Source organism: Alteromonas sp. I10 (genome assembly GCF_003201515.1).
Classification (GTDB): Bacteria; Pseudomonadota; Gammaproteobacteria; order Enterobacterales; family Alteromonadaceae; genus Alteromonas; species Alteromonas macleodii.
The window spans coordinates 1-2706 of record NZ_QJJN01000023.1 but is presented as its reverse complement, the minus strand read 5'-3'; the positions used below and the strand labels follow the sequence as shown (position 1 = coordinate 2706).

General features: G+C 47.7%; 4 protein-coding genes. All 4 read right to left on the bottom strand.

Features of this window, described 5'->3' with window-relative positions; genetic code table 11:
- Positions 1–32: 32 nt before the first annotated feature.
- From BZA03_RS20265 to BZA03_RS20250, 4 genes are read right to left on the bottom strand one after another with little or no spacing between them, the layout of a single operon-like run.
- Complete coding sequence (locus BZA03_RS20265) at positions 33–428, bottom strand: hypothetical protein (protein WP_110289715.1); 396 nt, start codon at positions 426–428, stop codon at positions 33–35.
- Positions 400–1977 carry an IS66 family transposase gene (locus tag BZA03_RS20260; RefSeq protein WP_110289714.1) on the bottom strand — a complete coding sequence of 526 codons (1578 nt, stop codon included), beginning with the start codon at positions 1975–1977 and terminating at the stop codon, positions 400–402. Before BZA03_RS20260 ends, BZA03_RS20265 begins: the two co-directional genes overlap by 29 nt.
- Before the next feature lie 23 nt (positions 1978–2000).
- Positions 2001–2336 carry an IS66 family insertion sequence element accessory protein TnpB gene (gene tnpB / locus BZA03_RS20255; protein WP_012518757.1) on the bottom strand — a complete coding sequence of 112 codons (336 nt, stop codon included), beginning with the start codon at positions 2334–2336 and terminating at the stop codon, positions 2001–2003.
- Entirely contained in the window at positions 2336–2620 is a 285-nt protein-coding gene (locus BZA03_RS20250; protein ID WP_110289713.1) for a transposase, read from the bottom strand. The genes tnpB and BZA03_RS20250 overlap by 1 nt, the downstream gene beginning before the upstream one ends.
- Positions 2621–2706: the final 86 nt, after the last annotated feature.

Genomic DNA, 2706 nt, shown 5'->3' with positions numbered 1-2706 from the left:
GTAAGCGATCAATATAGACCGTTGTGATTCGTTTAGTGTTTGAGGCTATCTTCGTTTGAGGAGATGCGTTCTATATCTAACCGTGCTTCACAGCCGAAGATAAAGTCCCCTTGCTCTTCTCTTATCCAGTGATCTCCAACCGCGCGGATATCATCGCTAAACTTGGTCTTCTTTCTTTTTATCAATCGTTTTACTTGAAGTTGTCCTTCTTTAGGCGCTTGAGAGAGTGCATCAAGCACCATTTTTTCATTTTTGTCTGTGTTGTGCCAAGTGTCCAGTACGATGGCATTCCACACGGTTATTATCGTCAGCATAGCATCTTCCATTTCTGCCTGACTGTAATCAGCAGGGAGTGCATTTAACACTCCTTTACCGAACTCCATAATTGTGGCTGAGATTTTAGTGTTGGGAAGTGAGTATTTTGACATCGCTGACTAACCTGTTTTGATTGTATTTTTGTTTCCAGAGCCGCGGCGTGAGGTCGATTACGTCCCTGGCCGGATGTAATGCCACGCGTTGTAATACATCCACCAGATAATGGTAGGGATTAACGCCTTGCAGTCGGCAAGTCACCATCAGGCTTTGCAGTATGCCCAGTTGTTCAGCGCCAAGTTCAGACCAGCAGAACAAATAGTTTTTTCTCCCTATGGGGATTACCCGCAATGCCCGCTCAAGATGATTGGTATCCATGGGTAAAGCAGGATTGCTCAGGAACACCTTGAGTTGGCTTTCTCGTTCATGCGCATAATGGAGTGCCTTGGCGAAGGGAGATTTGGGCAGTAAATGAGTGCGCTGTCGTTGTTGATAAACCCACCGGAAGAAGTCAGTAACGAGTGGCTCGCTGTGTTGTTTCCGGTAAGCATGAATATCGGCCAGGTCTAATTGTTTATGCCTGATGTGTTTTTCATGCCGGTAAAGCGTGGCGATGATATCCAGTGCCTGCTGCGCGGTGTGCGGCTCACTGTCGAGGGCTTTTTCAAAGCCCCTGCGCATGTGTACCCAACAGGCTGCATGCACAATCTGTTGTTCGTATTGATTTAATTGTTCAACCGTTTTGGTGTAGGCGGCATAACCATCGGTGAGCAAGGTGCCGGTAAAGTCCTGTAACTGTGCTTGGGCATGCAACATACCCCGGCTGTTACTCCAGGTAAACGCCACTTCATCACTGTCACCGTACAGGGGCCAGAAGTAGGTTTGTTTCATGTGTCCGGGTTTTCGGCCAGCGCCTTTAGTGCGACCTGCTTTAATGGGCACTTCATCCATGGCCAGTATTTTACTTTGCAGAATGTGTTGCCACTGGGCTTTGGCGATGGGTCGAAGCAGCTCAATGCCTTTTTGTATCCAGTTGATTAAGGTGGCCCGGCTAAGGGTAATACCGCTATCCAGCATCCGTTGATGTTGGCGGTGAAGCGGTAAGTGATACACCGCTTTATCAACCATCAGTCCGGCGAGCAGTGAGACATCGCAGTAACAGCCTTCCAGCACATTGCCTGGCGCTGGGGTATCCTTAATGGTTTGCGTGGTTTTATGACGCACGACCTGTCGACGGAATCTCAATACCACATAACTGCCAGGCTGTTGTGCTAAGCGACAGGTTTCTTTGGTATCCACTAATTCATACTGGTCGGCATCCGCCCCCTGTAATTCTGGCGCAGGTATATCAATAATCTGTTGCGGCACTGTCTCATCAAAACGCAGGCCTTCATCATTGACATCCGAGTCGCGACGTTGCTTTTGTGAGGAACGAGTATGTGCCTTCACCGGTTTTGTTTCTGCCGGTAAGGTGAGGGTTTCCCCCTCATCAAACAAACTGCTCTGTGCCGGATTATCCGCTAACACCTTTTCAGACTTACGCCCGAACAACTGACGTTTAAGCCAGTCGAGTTGCTGCTTGAGTTGCGCAATTTCATCGGCTTGATGAGCAAAGGCAGCCTCAATTTCAGACGGTGAAAGGTGACTAATAGAGCGTGTTTTCATGGGCTAAATTATAACAAAATCAGTTAATTAAATCGCCTGTTTTGTTTGTCTTTTTGCCAGTAAATCCCATCAATCAAACACTGTAACTGAGCGCTGTTTAATGGTGTTTTTGCTGTGCCGTCAGTGACTTTGGCGAAGGTACCTCTTTCTAGACGTTTGCTCCACAAACAATAACCGCCCTGATGGTAATACAATACCTTTAGCTGGGTGCGGCGTTTATTGATAAACACAAACCAGTCACCACAATGCGCCTGCATGCCCAACTTGCTCTGTACCAGCGCTGCCAACCCATCAAACTGTTTGCGCATATCGGCATTGCCGGTGTACAACCAAATACGCCCATTGGATAAGGGTAACATCAGGCGGCTCGGTTCATCCGCAGCACCACACCACCGGGTAATACCAGTTCAATCTCCCACGCTGAATCTATGCTTTGGTTCCCGCTCGCTGGCATATCAAAAGCAAGCCAGTTATCCTGCCGCGCAAACGGTTGACTATCATTGCTCAGTTTTTTACGCCACAGATAGAAGTTTGATACCGTTAAATCATATTGCGCACAAAATTCACTGACCGATAGTTCGCTTTCTGCTTGCTTGTCAACCAACCTTTGCCATTGCTCACGTGTACGTCTTTTTGTTGCCATCAGTAAAGTCTCCGTTAGTAAAATCTACGGAGGCTATTTTACGGAGTAGCACCGCAGGGAAAAGACGGTCTAAAATGATCGCTTAC